Annotated in this window: 20 protein-coding genes; 4 read left to right on the top strand and 16 right to left on the bottom strand. The window is 58.3% G+C overall.

Features of this window, described 5'->3' with window-relative positions:
• Positions 1 to 240: 240 nt before the first annotated feature.
• A complete protein-coding gene (locus D6B98_RS21845; protein ID WP_126258976.1) occupies positions 241 to 1632 on the bottom strand; it encodes an amidase in 1392 nt (463 codons plus the stop codon).
• 139 nt (positions 1633 to 1771) lie between these two features.
• Here D6B98_RS21845 and D6B98_RS21840 point away from each other — a divergent pair, with 139 nt between their 5' ends.
• The 3 genes from D6B98_RS21840 (at position 1772) to D6B98_RS21830 (ending at position 4511) form a co-directional block, all read left to right on the top strand.
• Positions 1772 to 2569, top strand: coding sequence for an IclR family transcriptional regulator (locus tag D6B98_RS21840; RefSeq protein ID WP_126258975.1), 798 nt, complete (start codon positions 1772 to 1774; stop codon positions 2567 to 2569).
• A gap of 91 nt (positions 2570 to 2660) precedes the next feature.
• On the top strand, positions 2661 to 3431 hold the full coding sequence (locus D6B98_RS21835) for an SDR family NAD(P)-dependent oxidoreductase (protein ID WP_126258974.1): 771 nt from the start codon (positions 2661 to 2663) through the stop codon (positions 3429 to 3431).
• A 39-nt stretch (positions 3432 to 3470) separates the two neighbouring features.
• Positions 3471 to 4511, top strand: a complete 1041-nt coding sequence (locus tag D6B98_RS21830) for a uroporphyrinogen decarboxylase family protein (protein ID WP_126258973.1) — start codon at positions 3471 to 3473, stop codon at positions 4509 to 4511.
• 52 nt (positions 4512 to 4563) lie between these two features.
• Here D6B98_RS21830 and D6B98_RS21825 read toward each other — a convergent pair whose 3' ends face one another.
• From D6B98_RS21825 to D6B98_RS21765, 13 genes are all read right to left on the bottom strand, one after another.
• Positions 4564 to 5700 (bottom strand): LLM class flavin-dependent oxidoreductase, encoded by a 1137-nt coding sequence (locus tag D6B98_RS21825; RefSeq protein ID WP_126258972.1) that lies wholly within the window; start codon positions 5698 to 5700, stop codon positions 4564 to 4566.
• 31 nt (positions 5701 to 5731) lie between these two features.
• Positions 5732 to 6709, bottom strand: a complete 978-nt coding sequence (locus tag D6B98_RS21820; RefSeq protein ID WP_164718769.1) for a flavin reductase family protein — start codon at positions 6707 to 6709, stop codon at positions 5732 to 5734.
• 40 nt (positions 6710 to 6749) lie between these two features.
• On the bottom strand, positions 6750 to 7556 hold the full coding sequence (locus D6B98_RS21815) for an ABC transporter permease (protein ID WP_126258970.1): 807 nt from the start codon (positions 7554 to 7556) through the stop codon (positions 6750 to 6752).
• A 2-nt stretch (positions 7557 to 7558) separates the two neighbouring features.
• On the bottom strand, positions 7559 to 8401 hold the full coding sequence (locus D6B98_RS21810) for an ABC transporter permease (RefSeq protein ID WP_126258969.1): 843 nt from the start codon (positions 8399 to 8401) through the stop codon (positions 7559 to 7561).
• Positions 8402 to 8411: 10 nt separating this feature from the next.
• On the bottom strand, positions 8412 to 9176 hold the full coding sequence (locus tag D6B98_RS21805) for an SDR family NAD(P)-dependent oxidoreductase (protein WP_126258968.1): 765 nt from the start codon (positions 9174 to 9176) through the stop codon (positions 8412 to 8414).
• Positions 9177 to 9229: 53 nt separating this feature from the next.
• Positions 9230 to 10315: an ABC transporter ATP-binding protein gene (locus D6B98_RS21800; protein WP_126258967.1), complete on the bottom strand. Its 1086-nt coding sequence runs from the start codon at positions 10313 to 10315 to the stop codon at positions 9230 to 9232.
• Between the two features lie 4 nt (positions 10316 to 10319).
• On the bottom strand, positions 10320 to 11414 hold the full coding sequence (locus tag D6B98_RS21795; RefSeq protein ID WP_126258966.1) for an ABC transporter substrate-binding protein: 1095 nt from the start codon (positions 11412 to 11414) through the stop codon (positions 10320 to 10322).
• Positions 11414 to 12874 (bottom strand): M20 family metallopeptidase, encoded by a 1461-nt coding sequence (locus D6B98_RS21790; RefSeq protein ID WP_126258965.1) that lies wholly within the window; start codon positions 12872 to 12874, stop codon positions 11414 to 11416. The genes D6B98_RS21795 and D6B98_RS21790 overlap by 1 nt, the downstream gene beginning before the upstream one ends.
• Positions 12871 to 13770 (bottom strand): polysaccharide deacetylase family protein, encoded by a 900-nt coding sequence (locus D6B98_RS21785; protein WP_126258964.1) that lies wholly within the window; start codon positions 13768 to 13770, stop codon positions 12871 to 12873. The genes D6B98_RS21790 and D6B98_RS21785 overlap by 4 nt, the downstream gene beginning before the upstream one ends.
• Before the next feature lie 240 nt (positions 13771 to 14010).
• Positions 14011 to 14505, bottom strand: a complete 495-nt coding sequence (locus D6B98_RS21780; RefSeq protein WP_126258963.1) for a flavin reductase family protein — start codon at positions 14503 to 14505, stop codon at positions 14011 to 14013.
• Positions 14506 to 14687: 182 nt separating this feature from the next.
• Positions 14688 to 15440, bottom strand: coding sequence for an SDR family NAD(P)-dependent oxidoreductase (locus D6B98_RS21775; RefSeq protein ID WP_126258962.1), 753 nt, complete (start codon positions 15438 to 15440; stop codon positions 14688 to 14690).
• Between the two features lie 12 nt (positions 15441 to 15452).
• Entirely contained in the window at positions 15453 to 17138 is a 1686-nt protein-coding gene (locus tag D6B98_RS21770) for a M28 family peptidase (RefSeq protein ID WP_126258961.1), read from the bottom strand.
• A 119-nt stretch (positions 17139 to 17257) separates the two neighbouring features.
• Positions 17258 to 18388 (bottom strand): LLM class flavin-dependent oxidoreductase, encoded by a 1131-nt coding sequence (locus D6B98_RS21765; RefSeq protein WP_164718768.1) that lies wholly within the window; start codon positions 18386 to 18388, stop codon positions 17258 to 17260.
• 155 nt (positions 18389 to 18543) lie between these two features.
• On the opposite strand from D6B98_RS21765, the gene D6B98_RS21760 reads away from it, so the two are divergent.
• On the top strand, positions 18544 to 19254 hold the full coding sequence (locus tag D6B98_RS21760) for a GntR family transcriptional regulator (protein WP_126258959.1): 711 nt from the start codon (positions 18544 to 18546) through the stop codon (positions 19252 to 19254).
• 42 nt (positions 19255 to 19296) lie between these two features.
• On the opposite strand, the gene D6B98_RS21755 is transcribed toward D6B98_RS21760, so the two are convergent.
• Both D6B98_RS21755 and D6B98_RS21750 read right to left on the bottom strand, forming a co-directional pair.
• Positions 19297 to 20232, bottom strand: coding sequence for a LysR family transcriptional regulator (locus D6B98_RS21755; protein ID WP_126258958.1), 936 nt, complete (start codon positions 20230 to 20232; stop codon positions 19297 to 19299).
• 332 nt (positions 20233 to 20564) lie between these two features.
• On the bottom strand, positions 20565 to 21974 hold the full coding sequence (locus tag D6B98_RS21750) for a M20/M25/M40 family metallo-hydrolase (protein WP_126258957.1): 1410 nt from the start codon (positions 21972 to 21974) through the stop codon (positions 20565 to 20567).
• Between the last annotated feature and the right edge of the window lie 41 nt (positions 21975 to 22015).

Genomic DNA, 22015 nt, shown 5'->3' with positions numbered 1-22015 from the left:
CTGAATTGCAATGCGATACGACCGAATTTATTTGTATTAGATCGCAGCACGGCTTTGCTTGCAACACAAAAGGTTCACGCGAGGACGAGGAATGCGCGGGTTCGTCGTTTTGCCGCAGGGGCGCGAGCGGATCGCGAAAGATCACTAGGCGATAGCGCTCCGCACGAGATGCGCGCGGAAACCAGTCGTTTTGCGACTAGAAGCGAAAGAGGACGTGCGCCGGACGCACGTCCTCTTGGTTCAGACTGAACGCGCCGGGATTGTTTCCGCAATCCAACGCGCGATACCGGCGAGATGATCGTCCGTGTGCGGCTGCCCGACCACCTGGACTCCTACGGGAAGCCCCCCAACCGCAAGCATAGGTATGGTGATCGTAGGGGCTCCGAGCAGCGAGGTTACGGCATTGTAGTTGGGCAGACCGGTCGTATGGACGACGCCCGAGTCCACGCCTTTGTTATCGAGTCGCGGCGCGGGCCCGATCGAAGACGGGGAGATGATGGCGTCGGCGATATGGGCGATTGTGGCATGGGCGGCTCTGGCCGCTGCGCGTCTCGAGATCACGAGGCGATAATCGTCCTGGGTCATTTGCCGTGCAATTTCCAGGCGCGAAGTGAGGCTATCACTAAGCCCTCCGCCGAACTGCTGCACGAGATTCTCTAGAGACCAGCGCATCTCGTACGCGCAGACGTCCCGTGTGATTTCAAGGCTCTGGCTGATCGCCTGCTCGAAAGCCTCAACGAGAGAATGGTCGGTGCGACGAATGATTTCGACGCCTGCACGACCCAGGTCGGATAGGAAGCCCTCGAATGCACCTCTCGTGGCCTGGTCCAGTTCGGGCCACCCCTGCGCTTCCATGACGATGAGCCGGGTCGGACGCTCCGCCGCATGGAGTTCCGTGCCTCCGAAGAGACCTGGATACCCTGGATCTCCACCCGAACGCTTCGCCATTTCAATGGAGACGTGCCACATATCTGCGAGACTGCCCGCGTGGACGCCGATATGGCTTTGGCTGAAGCCTTGCCGTTCTCCGCGGTTCAAGGCGCCCATGGTCGGCTTGATTGCGTAGTTGGCGCAAAAACTTGCGGGTCGGATGACCGAACCCACCACTTGCGTTCCGATCGCCGCAGGCACCATCCCCGCTCCGATAACCGCTGCCGATCCGCTTGAGGATCCTCCAGGGGTGTGAATCGGGCTAAAGGGATTAGTGGTCGGCCCGGGATGGGACATCCCCAGTTCGGTGGTCACCGTCTTGCCTAAGACGACCGCGCCGGCACTCCGAAGCGCTTGAACGCAGGCAGAGTCCTGCTTTGGGAAGTTGTTTTCATACAAGGGCGAGCCCATGCGGGTGGGCATATCCCTGGTCATCAAAAGATCTTTGATGCCGACTGGCATACCGTCGATGGAAGAGAGCGGCCGTCCTGATTGGTAGCGTTTGGTCGAAGCATCCGCGGCCGATCTCGCCTCGGGGATGTTCATTTCCACCCAAGCACGCACAACGGGCTCGCGAGCCTCGATGACTTCCAGACATTTCTCCAGATATTTTCGTGGGTTGCTTTGTCCCTCCTTGAATGCCGGCACCGCATCGTGGAAGGTGAGCGGCCGAAATTCGGCCGGATTATATTGCGCGCACAATGGACGACCCCTTCACTTCGTTTCAGTCGTATTGCAATACGATACGACTGGATCGTTATATAATGTCCGTTCCGGCGCATGGCGTCAACGCCCCCACGCGGGTTGGAATTCAAAGAAATGAGCAGGGAGAACTGGGAGAATGGCCAAGCGTGCAACCGGACGAAAGCAGGCGGCTCGATCGGATGATCGCGAGGACAAACTCTACGTAAAGTCGGTCGGCAAGGCCTTTAGAATACTGGAGGGGTTTGCGGACTCCACGAACGCTCTGTCGCTATCGGAACTTGCGGAAGCGGCCGATTTGGACAAGAGCGCGACGCAACGACTCGTCCACACTATGGTCAAGCTGGGGTATCTTGAGAGGACGAGTCTTGGTCATAGACCAGGTCGACGCCTCCTACAGAGATCGTTCGACTATCTGCGCGGACATCCGCTGATCACGCACTCTCTGCCGATCTTGGCCGAGCTTCGACGCGACGCTCAGGAGCGCATCGATCTCAGCTTGTTCGACGATGTGGCAATGTTGTACCTCGTCCGCCTGCAAAGCAAACGGGACAGCCTCTACGGCTACCTTAGCGGAAGAAGCGTTCCGACGTTCTGCACGTCAGGAGGACGCGCCGTGTTGTCGAAACTTCCACTCGAGCAGGTCAAGGACATCCTAAATCGGTCTGAGCTTGTCAAAGTGACGCCTAAGACCACGATTGCCAAGGAGCATATCCTCACTCGCGTTCAAGAGGCGCGCGACGCGGGCTATGCGGTCGTCGTCGAAGAAATGATGGTCGGCGAAATCGCATGCGGCGTCGCGATTCTCGATGATACCGGAAAGCCAATCGGTGCGGTTCACGTCGCCGGATCACTGGCCGAGTGGTCTCCAGCCGACTTCGAGAAACGTTTCGCCCCTCTCGCAGTGCACGCAGCGCGAGCCATTTCCGCTGTTTAAATTGCAATGCGATACAGACGCATCATAATTTGACCGCCCCTCCAATCCATGGAAAGGTCCTCTCCCAGGAAACCTATTTTGAGAGGGAAACATGGAGCGTTCTGCGATCGTTACGGGGGCCGCCGGAGCAATAGGCCGCGCCACAATCGCGCGACTAGCGGCGGCTGGCTTCGGGATTACGCTCGTAGACCGCGATGAGGACGCTCTGAAGGAAGCCGCCGGCGGCATCGCAGGCACGACGGTCCATTCGTGCGTAGCGGACGTCACCAGCCCCGGAGATGTGAAGCGTGCGGTAGACCAAGCGATCGCGTCTTTCGGGACCGTCGATACGCTCATCAACATCGCCGGCGGCGGCGGTCCAAAGAAAACTCTCGGTATCGAAGACATCGATCTAGATCTCTGGAATCACGTGATGGCCCTCAACGTGACCAGCACCTTTCTATTTTCCCAAGCCGTGATGGCCGGGATGACGAAGAAGGGCTTCGGACGTATCGTCAACTTTTCCTCCATTTTGGCGTTCGGAGAGAAGGGACCGCCTACGACGGTACCTGGCCGTCTTGCTTACGCGACCGCCAAGGCGGCGCTGATCGGACTCACAGCTCAGCTCGCGAAGGATGTCGGCAAGAACGGCATCACCGTCAATTGCATCGTGCCTGGACTCATTCTCGGTCAGCCGGGAACTCGAGTGAGGGGAAGATTCGATGCGTTGCCGGACCACGAGCAGGCTCGAATGCTGGAAGGCTATCCGTTGGGGCGCGCCGGGACATCTGAAGACGTGGCCGCCGCCGTCGAATTCCTGGTGTCCGAGGGCGCCGGTTACATCTCGGGCGTCGCCCTCCCGGTGGATGGAGCCTATCTCTGAACTCGCAGCGCTATCAGCCTGCTCAATTGGACTCCCAAGATGAACGATACCAACGTGCTCTTTCCTACGACGCTCGTCGGGAGCTATCCTCAACCGGATTGGCTTATCGACCGAGAAAAGCTCGGTGCGCGCTTCCCGCCACGTGTTCGGGCCAAGGAACTCTGGAGGATTCCCGGCCAATTTTTGAGCGAAGCACACGACGATGCCACCGTCCTTGCGATCAGGGCCCAGGAAGCCGCGGGTCTTGATATCATTACTGACGGGGAAATTCGCAGAGAGAGCTACTCCAACAAGTTCGCGACGGCTTTGGAGGGAGTTGACTTGGACAATCCAGGCACCGCGCTGGATCGCTCGGGACATTCCAACCCAGTTCCTCGGATCGTCGGTCGTATCCGGCGAATTGCCCAAGTCGAGGTCGACGATCTCAAATTCCTTAAGCGCCATACAGATCGGAAAGTGAAGATCACGGTACCCGGCCCGTTCACGATGCTGCAGCAAGCGCAGAACGACTACTATCGGACGCCGGAGGAAGCAGCCATGGATTACGCTGCAGCTGTGAATGAGGAGATCCGCGATCTCTTCGCGGCCGGAGCCGACATTGTCCAGATTGACGAACCATATATGCAGGCCCGGCCTGCGGACGCCGAAAGGTACGGCCTTGACGCACTGAATCGAGCTCTCGAGGGCATCGATGGGACGACGGCTGTGCATATCTGCTTCGGATATGCGGCGATCATCCACTCTCGCCCCAGTGGTTACTCATTCCTCCCTCAGCTCAAGGGCTGTTCCTGCAAACAGATATCCCTTGAAACCGCCCAGTCATCACTCGACTGCTCTGTGCTGACCGAGCTTCGCGGAAAGAAGATTCTATTGGGCGTGATCGACCTTTCCACCGAGAAGGTTGAAACGCCTCAAGAAGTCGCCGCCCGAATTCGGCGTGCGTTGCCGTACGTTGCAGCCGAGGACATAATCGTAGCTCCCGACTGCGGCATGAAATACCTTTCGAGAGAGATCGCCGACGCAAAAATGCGGGCGATGGTTTTGGGCGCTGCCCTGGTTCGAAAAGAAGCGGCAGCGTGAACGTCCGGGCCTGCCGATCAGCTAAATGGTCGGCAGGCCGTCGCTTGTTCCGTTATGCCGCGACCTCGCGCCCCAGCTTCGGTTTGAATGGTGCGCGCAGACCACGTTGCTCGAGAAGTGGAAGCGCGTGAGAGATGAAGCGGTGAAGCCCGTCGTCGAAGTCGACGAACGAGCACAGGACCCCATCAAGGCCCGCCGCGCACAGACCGTCCATCTTCTCCGCGATGATGTCCGCAGTTCCGACGAGGATGTTACCGCCGGCGCCAGCGGCGACCCTCTTTCGGAGTTCCTTCATTTTCTCCGGTGAAGCAATCTGCGACTGCGCACCTACCCCAGCGGACCAGGCATCAACGCTCTCGACATCCTCCATCTCCACCGCATAGTAATGAAGATACTTTTCAGCCTCCTCCTTGGTGTCACGCTGAACGACGGGACAATAGGTCCAAACCTGAACTTCGCGCCCGAACGAACGCGCGGTGTTCTTGTACATGTCGATCTGCCGTTTCCACTCGACCGGATCGTCGGATTGCAAGATGACGAAACACAGATCGGCGTGCTGGCAAGCGAACTTCATGCCACGTGGCGATCCGCCGGCGTTCATGATAGGCGGGTGCGGCTTCTGTACCGGTTTCGGCATGGACGCACCGCGCGACACTCGGTAGAACTTGCCGGCGTAGTCGAATTCCTCTTTCTCCATCCACATCTTTTTGATGACGGTCAGCCATTCTTCGAGCTGTTCGTATCTCTCGTCATGTTCGCGCATCGGCGCGCCGAACATCTCCAGTTCGTGCTTGTTCCATCCACCGACGATGTTCAAACCGAGTCGACCGCCAGAAATGATATCAATGGTAGCACACTGCTTGGCGCAGGTTATCGGGTGGATCGTCGGCGCATGCGACGTCGGCATGACAGCCGAATAGCTGGTCGCCTGAGCGATGCCTGCGGACCAGGTAAACGGATCCAGAACGATACCGCTCGTGTGATCGGGCTTCCCAGGCATGTAAGCCTTCCACCGCGCATAAGCTACGATCGCCTCGAAGCCCGCGCCGTCGGCCGTCTGGGCGGTCCGAACGGAGTTGGGCCACGTAGGTTGATAGAGTTCGGGCACCCTCGTTTGCGCCCCGCCCTTTCCGTTCGTCCCAAATATTCCGAGTTTGAGTTTGTTGCTGTTCCAGAGAGGATTTGTCATCTGCTTCGACTCCGCTGCCTACGTGTATTTCCTATTGCGGCTCTCGATAGGCCGGAACATTGTCCAGCCTCCCGCCAAACGCCTCAATGATCTCCCGCGCCTTACTGATCTCTGCTGCAGAGAAGCGCATCAACTTATTGGCTTCCGCTCCGTGCGCTAGGCGAGCAAGTTTCGCATTTTGCTCCACACCGAGCACGGTAAGCTGCAGCGAGCCGTCTGAGCCACGACCGATCCATTCTTTGCGCTCCAGAGAAGCTATTCCATCCCTTGCCGCATCCAGATCCAGGAGCGAGACCCGCGCGAGCCCCTCGAGCTGAAGGCCCGGACTAAGTTCGAGGTGGTACATCAAACGGCTCTCGTTCATCGTGAAGCCGACGGAGTGAGCTTCTTCGCGAAACTCAGACGCCCTCTGCAAGAACGCGCGCCGAAGCATGGTGAGAAAGGTCGGGTACGGCGCATCTCGAAGGTTGGCGCTAGTTGGCGCTGCGTCCAGGTTGTCGATCGCAAGGCTGAACCGCCCTTGAGTAAACACAAGCGGCCGACGTTCGTAACGGGCGAAGTAGCTTACTTCGCCGACCACGATGAGATGATCGCCGCCCTCATATTCTACGCGGCGGGCGCATTCGAACTGTGCGGTCACCCCACCCAGCAGCGGCGCGCCAGTTGCTCCCGGCTTCCAATCGACGTCCCTGAATTTGTCCGTCCCCGACTTCGCGAATTGAGAGGCCAACGGAGCCTGGTCCGAAGCAAGGACATTGATAGCGAACGACTTTGCCGCCGCAAAGGTAGGCCAGCTGGTGGACGTCTTCTTGACGGACCAAAGGACCAACGGCGGATCGAGCGAGACCGAATTGAATGAGTTGGCCGTGATACCCGCGAGCACGCCGTCAGATTCGGCCGTTATGATTGTTACACCGGTCGCAAAGTGGCCTAACGCACGGCGAAACGCGTCCGAATTGCCCTGCGGCGCGCCGCTTTCCAGAGCGCCAGGCTTAGTTGAATTTGTCACTCTGTCCTCCTTGAGGTTTCGATGAGCCAAGATCTCGCTCTCAGCTCATCAGTTTCGCCAGGCCCACCGATCTTTCGATCGCGACGACCGCCAGAGCCGATAGAATTATCAGAATGGTCGATACGGCGCAGATCGTCGGATCAGAGTAGAATTCCGTGTAGTTAAAGAGCTCGATCGGCAGCGTCGTCATGCCGGGACCCACGACGAAGAACGACACTGCGAACTCGTCAAAGGACATGATGAGGCCGAAGATCGCCGCCGCCAGAAGCCCGGGCCGAAGCAGGGGCACTAGCACTTCACGCCAAACGAATATTCGACGCGCTCCCAGAACGGCCGCCGCTTCCTCTAGGCTCGGGTCTATGCTGTGGAAGGTACCGATCATCGCTCGAACGGCATAAGGAAGCGTCACGATCGTGTGCGCAACGATCAATCCGGGAAAGGTACGTAGGAGGCCAAGCGAGCCCAGGACCATCGTCAGCGCGATCGCCAGCACGATGGAGGGGAAGATCAGCGGCGAGAGTAGCACGAGCTCGAGTAGCGCTTTGCCGCGGAACGAGCGGCGTACCATCGCATAGGCGGCCAGCCCGCCGGCGGCGAGCGATATGAGGGTTGCGACAACGGAAACGGAGGCACTCAGAAAAAACGATCTGATGAATTCGGCTCGGGAAATCGCGTTTGCGAACCATTTGAGCGTAAAACCGTGGATCGGAAACGTTACGGTTGAGTCGGTGTTGAACGCGCTTGGAATGACGATGAGGATCGGCAGCAACAAGAAGATTACCACGATCCAGACGATCCAAAGATTGATCACCTTCCAAACGGACGGAAGCGAGCGAGCGGTCTCCATCGTCAGCGCCTCCCCAATCGGCGAATAATGACGCTGTATCCCGCCACGAGAAGCAGCGTGAAGAACGTAAGAAGCATCGCAGAAGCCGCGCCCGTGGGCCAGTCGCCGGTTTCAAGGATCTGTTGCTGGATTGCAGTGGCGAGCACAGTCACGTTGCCTCTGCCCAACCAGAATGGCGTGAGATACACGCCCGTTGTCAGGCAAAATACGATGATGCTTCCGGTCGCAATGCCCTGTGCCGAAAGCGGAAGAATGATTTGGAAAAAGGAGCGGATGGGGCGCGAACCCAGAGTTGCCGCTGCTTCCGCCAGTGACGGGTCGATCCGGCCGAGCGTAGAGGTAAGCGACAGGATCATGAATGGGAGGAAGATGTGGATCAGACCAACCGCGACCGTCCAGAAACTGCGCATCATTTGCACAGGTGCAGCGATGATACCGAGCCCGACCATTAATTTGTTAAGCAATCCCTCGTTACCGAGCAGGATGGTCCAACCGAACATCCGAACCACGATGCTGACGATGAGCGGCGTCAGAACGGCCAGGAACACCAGGTGCGCGATTCTGGAGCGGCCAAGGACAAGAAACCAGGCGACGGGATAGCCGAATAACAGACAGATGAGGGTCACTACCGTGGCAAGCGAGATTGTTCGTAATCCTGCCTGAAGGAGAAATCGGTTCTCGAAGAATTCGCGATAATGTTCGAAGGTAAGAGTGGTCCACCCCGGAAAGCTGTCGAGAACAGAGATGCCCAGCATCAACGCGGCGGACAACACCATGAGGCAGCCGATCACCGACGCCGGAATCAGCAATATCGAAAGTGGAGTGTCTTTGATTGCTGAAGTCATAACCGCAAGCTCAGTTGATGAAGGCGCCGCCATCGACGTCGATGATCTCGCCCGTCAGATAATTTGGCTGCACCGTCGCGATGAATTGAACGATGACCGCAATGTCATCCGGAGTTCCGATGCGTCCCAATGGGATGCCCCGGGCGATCATCTCCTTCCCCTGTTCGCCGATCATCTTGAGAGTCAGCGCGGTCTCGATGAGACCGGGGCAGACCGCATTTACCGAAACGTCCGGCGCAAGTTCCTTGGCCAAACCGCGCGTCAGACCCAAAATCCCGGCCTTCGAGGCGGCATATGCGAATTTGCTCACTGCCGATGGTGTGCCACCCGTGTGCGCGTTCACCGAGGAGATATTGATGATCCGCCCGGCAGCAGCTCCGACCATGTGCGACGCCACGGCTTTACACCAATTGAAAGTCCCCTTCAGATTTACCGCTATCACCAGGTCCCACTCCTGCTCGGTAATGCTGAGTAGACCCTTCGGCTGGGAAACGCCGGCGCTATTGACTAGGACATCAAGCCGCCCCCACGCATTCAGGATCCGGCTTGCGTTTGACTGTACGCCGTCAAAGGATCGAACGTCGTCCCTCAGTGCCAAAAGGTCATCCCGCCCGGCACCCAAGGAAGCCGACGCACTCTTTAGATCAGGCTCCGAGATATCGGTGATGGCGACACGGAAGCCGCTGGCCAGCAATCGCGCGGCGCAGGCGAAACCGATCCCTTTGGCTCCGCCGGTGATTACGGCAACAGGCTTTTCAGAAGCGGGCTTGATCATCTCTGGCTCTCTAACGGAGTCTAGCCGCGATTGGATTCGAATATCGACGGTGCTCAAAGCATCACGATGTTGCGCGCATCCCAGTGCACCCAGATTGGATCACCGATCCGAGGCCCTGCATCGTCATGGTTCGACCTGTTCGTTATCAAGACGGTCAGGGGCTTCTGAAGACCCACATCGACGAAGCAATGGGTCACGGAGCCGGAATAAGACACGTGCACGATCCTTCCCGGAAGCGAACTTCCCGCAGCACCGGGCAGTTCAGTGAGCGTCAACTTCTCCGGCCTGAGGAATACCGAGATTTCCGTCGCAGCCATCGCGTTGGGAGGCAGCTTCAAGATCACGTTCTCTGAGACTTGGAGCTGCTTGTTCCCGTCGAGATCGGCGACCCGGCCCTTCATGAGGTTCGACATTCCTATGAAGTCGGCGACAAACGCGTCGCGAGGACGCTCATAGATCTCTCGCGGACTATCGTCCTGCAGGATTCTCCCGTCACTCATGACGGCGATTCTGTCGGAAAGCGTGAGCGCCTCTTCCTGATCGTGCGTCACCATCAGGGTGGTGATGCCGATCTCTCGCTGAAGCATCTTCAGTTCGACTTGCATCTGCTCGCGTAGCTTACGATCGAGTGCCCCCAGAGGCTCGTCCAACAGAAGCAGCCTGGGATCGGTCACCAAGGCCCGGGCCAGCGCGACCCGCTGCTTTTGACCTCCCGACAGCTTTTCGGTCGATCGCGGGCCAAAATCATCAAGCCGGACGAGCTTGAGCGCACCTCGAACCTTCGCCTCAATCGCGCTCCTAGGAGTTTTTCTCGTTCGCAACCCGAAAGCGATGTTTTCGGCTACCGTCATATGCGGGAACAAAGCGTAGTTTTGGAAGACCACGCCGATATTGCGCTCCCAGACGGGTACGCTGGTGATGTCCTTGTCTCCCAGCGCAATGGTTCCGGAATCCGGCTGTTCTAGACCCGCGATCATGCGAAGCAAGGTTGTTTTTCCGCAACCACTGGGACCGAGCAAGCTGATGAACTCGCCGGGCTTGATGGCAAGAGAAACGTCCTTGACTACCCTCGCCCCCCCGAAACTCTTGGCAACGGAGTGAACGCTGAGCGCAGCTATCGCGATTTGTCCGAGCATCATCGTCTTACGACTTTAACGTTCGCTCGATGAGGGCCTTCGTCGCCGCAAACTTGGTGGCGACTTGCCGCGCGTCCAATCTGATGAGTCTCTTGCCCGCGTCCGCAGCCGAGATCACGGCGGCATTGGTTTGAAGCTCAGGCGGAATTGCCAACGATCCGATGGCGGGCGAAATGAGAGCGTTCTTTAGCCAGGCCGCCTGGCATTCGTCTGACAGCCAGACATTGAGATATCGTTGAACGAGCTCGGTAACCTTCGGCGAGAATCCCGCGCAGGACTGCAACTGATTGGACCATAATGTCGCGCCTTCCCTTGGGAAGGCAAACGCGACGCGCTTTCCTTGAAGACGCGCCTGCTCGCACCAGGCCCCCCAATGAGGAGCGAGCCATACTTCACCCCGGTGAACCAGGTCTTCTTCCGCGATGGGCGACGTCGACCATACGCCGATATTTTTGCGGTAGGGCTCCCAAGCCTTGATACCCTCCTCCACGGACGCAGACTTGCCGCTCGCGACGGCCGCCATTGCATATGCGTCGAAGTACGCGTCCCACATCGCTACGCGACCCTCGTACTTCGGATTCCAGAGATCTGTCCAGGATGTCGGTGGCGCGACCCGATCGGGGTTGTACATGATCCCGAACGGAGTCTGCTGGAACGTGACACCCTCGCCTCCGGGTAGCAGGAGATCCTTCGGAACGCGCTTGGCGTTGGGCATGAAGTCCGTGTTGATGGGGGCCCACATCTTGTCGATCGACCCTCGCGCGGAGAATAAATCGTTGAACATTCCTCCGCTGATCACCGGATTGTTCCTCTGAGCCAGCATCTTCGGATATGCGGCGGCGTTGGCGGAAACTTCCAACTGAATGCCGACTCCGGGGTATTGGCTCTTGAAAATCGGCAGCGCGACGTTGTTGATGGTATCCGCTACGGGACCACCCTGAATGAGGACCGTCAGTTGGCTCACTTCTTCGGAGGAGGATTGCGCCAGTGCTTCTGCAAAGGTCGCAAGATCACCTCCCGCTGCCCCCAACGCCGCGAGTCCCTTAAGGATCGTGCGCCTGTTGATCGATTTAGATCGAGAATTCAGTCCAGAAAACCTCATCAGATCCTCCTCTCGTTGGTTGCGATCGCAGGAAGGCCCCTGCCCTCTCCAAGATCCCAATACAATCCCGCCATTCCTCGTAGCCCTTCCCGGACCACAGAGGTGGGTACATGCTCATTGACGCCGTGGTTTGCGGCGGCCGGATAGGAATGCGGTATCCAAATCGTCCGCATGTTCAGCAAGTCGCTGAAAATGTCGTTAGGCAGCGAAGCACCGACATTCGGAAGGACAACGACCGGCTTTCCGATCGATCGCTCGAGCGACTCGCGAACCCAGCCAACCCAGGGATCGCCAGGATCGAGACGGGTCGCGTGGAACACCTCGTCGTCCGTCTGCGAGACTTGGATCATGTCCAGCCCGCAACGATCGAGATGCTCCCGAAGCGCGGGAAGTATCCGATCCTCATCCACGCCAACTACAAACCTGAGTTGGCAAACCGCAAAAGCGGAGGCCGGAACCGCGTTCATCGGTGACCCGGGACGCCCCGCTTCGAAGGCCAGCACCTCGAACGACGTCCAACCGTAGACTTTCTCAGCGGCGCTCAGACCGGGCTCGCCCCAACGCGAGTCGATTTTCGGACTCTGCTCATCGTCCGAAACGACGCATTCGCGCAGCGCTTCTCGAACAGCCTCCGGAATTTCAGGGGGAAGCCACTCGGGGATCCTGATCTGACCGGTCGCCGAGGCGACCGAGCTGAGGCCGTGTGCAAGCTGAAGTGCCGGATTGCTGAGCAATCCACCCCAATTGCCGGAGTGATAGGTGCTGCTCCTCGCGTCGATGGAGAGCTTGAAACTAATTGCGCCTCTCGCTCCGAGATAAATTGTCGGCCGATCGGCTGAGATGCGCGGGCCATCCGAGGCAACGAGGATGTCCGCGCGTAGAAGATCCTTGTTCTCAGCGCACATCTGACGCAGGCCCGGAGATCCGACTTCCTCGCCGGTCTCGATCAGAAACACCGAATTGAAGCCAAGATATCCGCGGGTCTCCAGTACCGCTCGCATCGCGGTCATGTTCAAGTAATGCTGGCCCTTGTTATCGGCGACACCTCGGCCGTACCAGCGCCCGTCAGCGGCGGTCAGCCTCCAAGGCGTAAGCCCCTCGCGCCAACCCTCCAACCCTTCCACCACATCGCCGTGTCCATAGCACATGATAGTCGGAAGCGACTCGTGCTCCTGCCTTCGCGCGACCAGGAAAGGGCCTTTCGCGTGCGAATGTTCAATGATGCGACAGGAAAATCCCATGTCCTCAAGGTACGGGGCGACGAGCTCGGTCAGATACGCGACAAGGCTGCTCCGGGAATCGGACCTCTGGCTCTCGGTACGACAGGCTATCGCACGCGAAAGATCCTCGAATAGGGTCCCGTCGTCCAATGCCGCCTCGGCGGCAGCGATCGCAGCCCCTCGGGTCGGCCGTTCTCGCTCGGTTCCGCTGACCGTACGATTTGTGTGGAGTATTCTCATGAGTTGTCGCGCACCCAACGAGCGACTTCACCATGCGAGGCGAACCAAACATCGCCTAGCGACCTAGCGTACCGAATGATCTCTTCGAGGATCCAGATCCGTGACCTATAAGTGATGATGTGCGGGTGCATCGTGAGATTGAAAATGCCACCTTCGCTGTATGCAGCGTCCAGCTCCCGCTTGAAGATATCAAAGACGTCGGCAGGCGGCGTGTAGGGGCGCAGACCTTGGAAGCGGTTCATCATGAAGTAGACCGCATCATCACGCACCCACTCAAACGGCACCTCCACGATTCCCGAGGGCTCGCCGTTGAGAAGTAGCTCGTAGCAATCGTCGTCAGCGCCCAACGATGAATCGTATTCGAGGCCGGTCTCCTGCAACAGTCGTAGGGTGTTCTCGCTGAAATCGGCGGATGGGCTGCGCAGGCCATAGGGGCGCTGCCCCGTTATTTTTTCGATGGTGTCGATGGAGCGGAGCATGAGATCTCGCTCATCGTTGATCGGCAGGACGGAATTAAGCTCGTGAATCCAGCCGTGAATGCCGATCTCGTGACCGCCGTCTACGATGCGCTTCTGCTCGTCCGGATACAGCATGGCAGTGACGGCAGGCACGTAGAAACTCGCTGCGGCCTCATATTTCTCAAGCAGCGACAAGATCCTGGGTACTCCTACGCGGTTGCCGTATTGCCCCCAGGCAAGCCGCCCGATCGACTTGCCGCCGTCCCTCAGCTCGCTCGTGTCATGATCGGAATCGAACGAAAGAGCGATGGCGCATTTCGCGCCGCCCTTCCATTGCTTCGGCTTGAGAGACCGCCCTGCGCGAACTCTGGAGACGAGCCCGCGCCAATGCGTCTCCGGCCATTGCCACGGTTCCAAGCTGCGGGCGGTATCGCTCATGATGGCATTCCCGTTCGTTGAGGATGCCCGACGCTAGGGATTATCGGAATACGAATCCAATCCGAAATCCTTTTGCCTGCGGTAAGCGAAACTTTTGACGGCCTGAGTACCGGGAAAAACAAGCGGCGATCAACGCGCAAGACGCTCGTTTGACACCGCCGTCAGACGATATCCGATCGAGCGCTTTCGCCATTCGGTTCGATCGCCACCATACGTCGCGACTTTTCAATGAGGCCGACGCTAGTCTAATGTCCTTCCGGAAAAATAGATCAGAGGGCGCGAGCCTTCATCGAACGTCCAGTTGACGATTTCTCCGATCACTATGACACTGTCGTACCGTTCGATTTCTTCGACTACACGGCACTCCATCGCGCCAATCGCGCCTCTCAGAATAGGTGCTCCCGTCAGAAGTTGGTGCCATTGCCCATCCGCGAAACGATCGGATCCCTTCAGGGCCGTGCGACCTCCAAATACGTCCGCCAACCCTGAAAAAGATGATGGAAGATAGTTTACTGCGAAGTGCCCGGAGGCTCTGACCGCCGACAAGGCGGATGTGCTTTTCCCGATTGACAGCATCAGCGTGGGTGGGTTTTGCGTCAGGTGCGTGACCGATAGCGCCAGAAATCCCGCGTCGCCATCAGGACCGCGCGCAGTCACGACAGCGCCTCCGATTGCGCGCATTCCGAGTATGCGCCAGAATACCTTTGGGTCGATCGTCGAAAATGATGTTGGCATCTCGTTCTCCTCAACTCGTATGCTCGACAGCCAGCCATGCAGGCGAACAAAACGACGCGCGATCCGCATCACGACTAAATAGGATTATCGAGCCGCCCTCTGAGCATCAGCTTTGGACCGATCAAGCCTTCGCAGGCGAACGCCTGTCTACGCCTGCAGACCAAGAGGTATCTGGCGAGCGTTTAAGCCCGCCCACCATCTACCGAGATGACTTGTCCAGTAATCCAGCTCGCCTGCTCACTGGCGAGAAAGACGGTTACGTTGGCTATATCTTCGGGCGTGCCCAGACGTCCGGTATTGATTTGTGCTAGTACCTGTGATCGACGCTCGGGCGTCCACCCTTCCCACTGATTGCGCGCATCCGGACTAGAGAGAATGAAGCCTGGGGCAACCGAATTGACGGTCACGCCGGCACCGGCCAATCCTACTGATAGTTGCTTCATCAGTCCGATGACCGCGTGCTTGGAAGATGTGTAACCATGGAGACCGGTTAGGCTTGGTCGAAGGCCTGCTCCCGACGAAATGACGATGATCCTGCCCCACTTGGCTTTCGTCATTATCGGAGCCGCAGCCTGTGATAGCCAAAGCGCGCTCTTCACGTTCGCGCCCATGATACGATCCCAATTCTCGTCGGTGATCCCATCCAGCGGCAGGCCGGCAAGACCTGCAATACCTCCCGCTGCGAGCGCTAGGATGTCCAGACGCCCCTCCTCCGTGACGACGGAGCGCACAAGCTCTGCCGACGCGTCGCGTTTAGAAAGATCCACCACGTGAGCGGGCATCTTCAGATTGTGGCCTACCTCGATGATCTTAGGATCTCGGTCGACGAGATGCACCCGCGCTCCTGAATCGCGAAATGCGGCTGCTATTGCCTGTCCGATCCCCTGCGCGCCACCGGTGACGATGACGACTTTTCCGTCGAACCTAATGTCCATTTTCGATCCATTTCACTCTTTGTAGGTGGCGTCCAACGCCGCAAGCGCTTCATCGATGGCAAGCGCGACACGATTCAGGGCCCTCCGCGCGGCGACGCTCGCGAAGAAGAATTGATCTGATCCTGCAGTAGCGGTTGCGACAGAACGGAGCGGATCGAGCACCGGGTATGGGTTCTGCCGTAGGGCTGGATCAGGATCGAAGCGGCTTCCACGAGTGTAGTCGATCGGCACCAAGGCCCTGGTAACGCCAATAAGAGCCCGATTGATGCTCGTGGCATCATCGCCAGAGGCAAGCTTCACCCTTTCTTGGAAGCGCTTTACCGCGTCGCCCAAAATTCCGGCGCTTTGGACGACGGACTTGATGTCTATGCGACCCTCAAGCGCTTCCCCCAGCGACGTCAATTCCCGCCGCAAAGCGTTCACTTGCCTTTCAACATCGAGCGGTAGAACCTCGTCGGTGAGGAGCCGTCCGATGGCGTGTACGTAGATTGAGGTGTCTCTTACGAGGAGTTCGGGATCGATCTTGTCGAGGGTATCATCGGGAGTATGCCACCACCAGCCCAAGCCGGCCCCCTTGCGGGCACCACCGCCACCAATGGCAGGCCCCATGACGCTCTCGCCCTTCCCGGCCGGTTGTTCGCCCATGGCCATGAAGATAGAAGGAATGCCAATGCCCCAGAAGGATTGATCTCCGGCGCGGCTCATTCGGTGACCGTCAATCTCCTGGCCGCCCTGGGCGCGGACGGCTTCGGCCGCGAGCGCCTGGAGTTCGTTCGACGAAAGCGCGTCAGAGAGCACCGTGTTGCCTCGCGCTCCGATGGAGTCGATATTCACGTGCGCGACGCAACGAGCCGAGAGCTCCTTGAACTTGACATCCGCGTACCAGGATGAACCCGAATAGCGTCCGTGCGAATGACCTGACCAGAAACAAAGCCTTAGATGACGGCGGAGAGACTTGCGATTCAACGCGAAGATGCGGGCGGCCTCGAGCATGGCCGCGTTAGCACTCCCGTTGTCCATCACGCCGTAGTACCAGGTGTCGTGATGACCAGAGAACAGGACGAAACTGTCGTCCAATGGACGGCCGGCCTGTAGATTAGCCTCCAGCATAGGCGTCTTCCGCCAGCCGGTATCAACTTCAGCGGTCAGAACCGCCGAGATGGCTTCCCCATTCGACAATCGACCCTTCAGGGCCTCGCCGTCGCTATTTCGTACGCTCATCACGACGGTCTTGGGGAGCAGGTCAAGCTGCTCCGGATTTGGACTCCCCCAGATCGGCGAAATACACATCTCATAGAGATGCTTTGCTGGAGAAATATGGATCTGCCCTATGGCACCCGCCTGGGATGCGCGCAGGCTTGCGGCTGGATTTGCGATTCCTTCGAGTAGAACGATCTTCCCTCGCGCGTCCGTTCTCGCGAAGTCATCGGGCCCTCCAGATCCGGCATAGACCAGGTCGCCGCGTACGCCCTGCGGCCCGGAGGCACGGGAGAACGAGTGGGTGATGCACTCGGGCGCCCAGTCTCCGATCGAGATCCGTGCCCGCCCGGGCAGACTGATATAGGCATCATGCTGCACTAGGTTTGTACTGAGCCCATAGCTCTCGAGCTGGCCGCGGAGATACCCGAAGCTCTCCAGCTCCTCCGGACTTCCGGAGAGTTTCACGCGGCGAGAAAACTCTTCAAGATGCCGCATCATCGACGTGGATTGGACAGACGTACAGAATTGTAGGATTACCGAGCTATCTGCACGGTCGCTTGCTGATGTCATCTTCCGTCAGGCCCTGTGTATTGGGAAATGAGTGAATGGGACTGCCGTTACCAGGAATAATCCCTCGTCTGCGGATGCACCCGAACTCCCTCGTGCTCTAGGATCTCGAAGACCGGGCCCAGTCTTAGGACCTCCTGGGGAGACCAAACGGGCAGGCGAAAGAGCACGCCGGTCAGTGTGTGATTTGACTTCGCCTCGATCAGCTGCTCGGCAACTTCGCTTGCCGTTCCGACGAAATAGGGAAACTTGAAGGGCGTCTTCTTTTCGTTTCGGAGACGGCCGATTTGACCTGACCATTTTTGTCCAGCCTCGTTGGTCTCGATGCTGGCCATCAAGCTCTCGAACATTCCTTTAGCTTCGCCAGGTTCATTCCGGATTAGGAGGTCCGCAACGACAAGAACTTCAGGGGGCTGAACGCGTTCAGCCTCGCTTGCATGGCGGGTCAAATCTTCCTTGATCGGAGGCAGGTCCGACAAATGGGTCGGCGAGGCAAACATGTACTCGCAGTGTTTCGCCGTGAAGCGTCGCCCACGCTCCGATGCGGCGGCACAAACGAATACCGGACGCTCCGCAGGATACGGGCCCTTCATCTTGCCGTGACACCTGTAATGCACTCCCGAAAATTCGGTGCGCTTCGACGGATCCCACAGCGATTGGATGATCTGCACCGCTTCTTCGCATGCATCGTAGAGAGTCGCACTATCGGGCAGTGTCTCGAAACCAAAGAGGCTCGCTTCGTAGTCTCGATAACCGTTGACGATATTCCAACCCCACCGGCCACCACTGAGCCAATCCATGTTGGCACCGAAACGAGCTATGTGCGCAGGGTGGAAGAACGTCGAATGGAGGGTCGATATGACACCGAGATGTTCTGTCGCCATGATCAGAGGAGCCGCCAAAGTAAGGGCGTGGAGGCCTGGATCCTGAAATCCAAAGCGGGTCCCCTCTTCCGAACTTGGCGCATAACCATCCCCAAGTAACACCAAGTCCAGCCCAACGTGTTCGCAGGCACGGGCAAAATCCAATTGGATTGCCAGGTCGAGGGGATCAGGATTGAGAGAGGCAATTCTTTCCGACGGTAACAGGGTACGCGTCCCTGGCCAGAAGATGCCGAACCGCATGGTTCCGTCGAAAGCCTTCGGCTTGCGGCTCCTGCTCTGGGGAACGACTTTGAGCATGAAAACTCCCATATTGACTGCATCGGCTATCTATCCCATGTTATATCATCATCTGAGTTTATGACCAGCTTGTCATACAAAAAACTTGTAAGGTAATTTTGTTGCGTGCTGATCGCGAGCAAGTTAAGCGCTGTGTGGCGAAGGAGCACGCGACGATGAACGGGATGAAAGCCGACGATCTGTCTGTGGCTGGTCAGACGATCAGCCTGCGCAGCTTGGTTGCAGATCGTCTCCGTCAAGCGATTGTCACCGGACGCTTCCCCCCCGGAAGTCAGTTGCGGGAGCGAGAGCTGTGCGAATTGACAGGGGTAAGCCGGCCATCGTTGCGCGAAGCTTTTAGGCTTCTAGAGGCAGAGGGTCTCATCACGACCGCCCCACATCGGGGGCCGGTCGTCACCGCCCTGACCGTTGATGAAGTGGGACACCTGTATGCGCTCAGACGGGTGCTCGAAAGCTTCGCTGCTCGCGAGTTCGCACGACGACGCCGACCGGATGATATCCTCGCACTGAAAAGTTCAGTGAAACGCCTCGATGAGATCGAGGCGACCGGCTCGGCTTTCGAACTGCTAGAAGCCGGCACAACATACTACAGCGCGCTCGCGGCCGGCAGCGGCAACCCATACCTTGCTCAAGCTCTCGGCATGCTACACAACCGGATCAAGCTTATCCGCTTCATCTCGTTGCAGAGTGAGGGCCGCGCTCAAGGCATCGCGTCACTCCGCATTTTGAGTGATGCGATCATCGCCGGCGATGAGGAAGGCGCCGAGCGGATTGTTACCGAACACCTCGACAGAATAGGCGTCATGGCCAAGGCAATTGTTGAGTCGGGCTACGCTTTGCCGAAAGAGACGGCCGCCGCCGTCTAGGCGGAGCTTTAGCAGATCGCTCGTCGAACTCTGCGAAGGCAGCTACAACGCCACCTCCGGCAAAGCGGCGCATTCCGGCATGTCTCGGATTTCTTCCGCAACGACATGTCGAATCAGCTCTCTCACGGCCCTGTTCGAAGAGCCCTCTCGATGTGAAAGCAGATATGCGTTTCGCGTTAAAGTCGGGCCCGTAATCTTTCGGACTCGCAGCGTCCCTTGCTGGCATTCGCGCCTGACATTTGCATATGGCATCACCGTTGCGACGTGCCCCTCTTCAACGAGGGTCTTAACGAGATCCGTCGACGGGAGCACGTTCTGGATATCCAGCGAAATACCTGCCGTTTCGGCGGCTGCGACGAGCTTGCGGTAGAGTAGTTTGGTCAGCATGGGATCCGCGATGGCGAGCGGAATCGTTGAAAGCTCCCGGAACGGAATAGGCGGACCGATCAGTGGTTCACCTGGAACGGGCTTTTGAACCAGATATAGCCATTCGTGGAGTAATTCTTCCCTAATGATGTTCGGATCGAGCGGCCCTTCGCAAGCGATAGCAATATCCACTCGCTTTGCCGAAACCCAATCAGCCAATATCGGTGTGGGCGCTTCCAGGAACTCAAAACGGATATGCCTAAGCTTCTCGCTGGCCTTGCGAGCCAGGGAAATTGCCATCATCGCCGCCATGCTAGGTGCGAGCCCAAGCCGGACTTCTCCCTTCTCGAGCGTTCTACAGTCGCCGACGGCCCGCACGGCTTGATCGACATTGCTGAGTATGACCTGCGCGCGCTCGAGAAGGACCTTCCCTTCGGGGGTTAACTCGACCCCTCGCGAATGACGCACAAGCAGGGGCACCCGCAGTTCTTCCTCCAGATTTCTGATTTGAAGGCCAAGGGCAGGCTGCGTAATTCTCAGAGCTTCTGCCGCGCGGGTGAAGCTCCCGTGCTCGACGATTTTACAGAACGAGCGAAGTTGACGAAATTCCATCACAACCTCCAGCTTGATAGGCTTTCCGATCGAGTCGCAAGAAAGATGCCAACTGCGCCTTGGAAGCAGCACACCTGAGCCGATCTGCTCGTTCCTCTCTACTTCACCTCGACATCCGGTTGATCCTGACTTGGGTCCTGGGATCTTGGACTCTCGTGGAAGGTAAACGCACCTCCTCCGTCGGCAAATATCGCAAAGGAATCTTTGGAAACGTTGCGCAGGAATTTGCCCAACCTCGCGGCAATCTTGCGAATTGATGAGTGTTCATCGCCACTGCTCCTGGACAATTTAGACTCCGCTCTGCTTGTGCCTGCTAACCAGCAGGTCGCAGTTCATTTTCGACGCAGCGTGGCGCGATCCGCTTCTCCGATGTCCCACCAGACGCCCGCCATCAGTCCAAGGCCGTCACGAAACAGCGACGCCAAACCGTGCTCGTCCGGACCATGTTGATTGCAGCCCCCATACGAGAACGGGAGCCACAGCACCGGCGTACCGAGTTCCTGGCGAAAAAGCTCCGAAGGACCGGATGCGCCAATATTGGGGACCACGTTGGGAGGACAGCCCGAAGTGTCCGATATCGATTTCACGACAAGCCGGACCCAAGGATCGTCCGACGGAGTCCTCGACGCGGGGAAGGCATCCCGTTCCTGCACGGGCAAAACCTGCACGTTAGTGAATCCCTCTTTGTCGAGGTGTTTTCTTAGCGAGCTCAGCAACCCGTCGGACGGCACATCGACTGTATGCCGCACCTGGATGCGGGCGCGCGCGGAGCCCGAGACAGCATTGACTGGAGCATCTGGTTGGCCCGAAACGCTGGCAAGTACGACGGCGCTGGTCCACATGAAAATACGTTCCGCGCGAGTGAGGCCGGGTTCGCCCCATTCTGGGTCCGGTGAAGGACCATTAGGCAGCTCATCCACGACGATCCTGGCGCAGGCGCCGCGTACGTCCTCGGGAATCGCCGCGGGCGTCCAACCATCTACTAGGATACGACCGTCTCGGGAGATGATACTTGCAATCGCGTGCGACAGAACCACGGCCGGGTCGGTGAGGAGTCCACCCCAATGGCCTGAATGAAAACCGCCCTTTCGCAGGTTCACCACCAAGTCCATGGCAACGCCCCCCCGCGTCCCAAGGGTTACCTCGGGAATGGAGATCGACTGGCGGAGACCATCCAGCGCGATAAAGACGTCCGCTGCGCAAGCATGACGATTCTTCTGGAGTATGGCGCGTAAGCCCGGCGAACCAGCTTCTTCGCCGGTTTCAACGAAAATCTTCGCGTTGAAGCCCAATCGTCCACGAACCGACAGCACCGCCCGCAATGCCTCGATCGCCAGCAGATGTTGGCCCTTGTTGTCGACGACGCCGCGACCGTAGATCTTGTCGCCTTCAACCTTCACGGTCCAAGGATCGAGGTCGGCCCGCCATTTCTCCGGCATGGCGCGCACGACGTCTCCATGTCCGTAAATCAAGATTGTTGGCAGCGATGCATCCTCGAGCCGCGTAGCGAGCATCACGGGACCGTGCTGCCACTCGGGATTCTCTAGGGTCGAAACCGAAAACCCAAGCTCCTTGACCAGTGGGCCGAGTACCTCGTTGCAGTAACGGACCAGGTCTTCCCGGTGCTCGGGAGGGTGGCTCTCCGTAGGAACTGCAACAAGCCTTTCGAGACGGCGAAGAAAATGGCCCGCGTCGTAGCTGGCTTTTGCCTCGGTGATCGCAGCTTCACGGGAGGATATCATTCAAAAGCCTCTTATCGGTTCTTCAAGCTTGGAGAGCAGCG

Origin of the sequence: Bradyrhizobium sp. LVM 105, assembly GCF_003957705.1 — a bacterium.
In the GTDB taxonomy this organism is placed as follows: Bacteria; Pseudomonadota; Alphaproteobacteria; order Rhizobiales; family Xanthobacteraceae; genus Bradyrhizobium; species Bradyrhizobium frederickii.
Note: the sequence above shows the minus strand (reverse complement) of the source record. Positions and strands in the feature narration are given on the sequence as shown.